Annotated in this window: 1 protein-coding gene; it reads left to right on the forward strand. The window is 61.9% G+C overall.

The window, feature by feature from the left end:
* On the forward strand, nt 1-256 hold a 256-nt coding region (locus ACEWB7_RS18285; RefSeq protein ID WP_411581131.1), incomplete at its 5' end, for a hypothetical protein.
* Nucleotides 257-407 lie beyond the last annotated feature (151 nt).

Here is a 407-nt window from a genome sequence, read left to right on the forward strand (position 1 = left end):
GATCCACAGCACGCGCAGCATGATGTCGCTGGATGAGCAGTGGCACATGATTAAAGATAACCATCTGCTGATGATCGCCCGCAGCGTCGCCTCGCCGCGCATTCCCGAGAGCAGTAGCTTCTGGCTGATTTCCTTGCGGCTGTGGACCAGCCAGGGGGAAGTGCTGGAAGAGCATGCCTTCCGCGCCGGGCTGGCGGAGCCGGAGCTGCTGCACGCCCTGGACCGACGTATCTTCAGCGAATTCTTCCGTACCTAAGCCGCACAGGTGGCGGCCAAAGGAATGGGCGTCGCGCTGCCGCTCTCAGAAGCGGGTTTAGACAGCGTCACGCTGGTGGATGAGCTGCTCGTCCTCATTACCAAAGGTCCGCTGCCGGAGCGGCTGCTGCATCTGGCGATCTCCGCTGATG

This window comes from Acinetobacter sp. NIOH-H-8 (assembly GCF_046635365.1).
In the GTDB taxonomy this organism is placed as follows: Bacteria; Pseudomonadota; Gammaproteobacteria; order Pseudomonadales; family Moraxellaceae; genus Acinetobacter.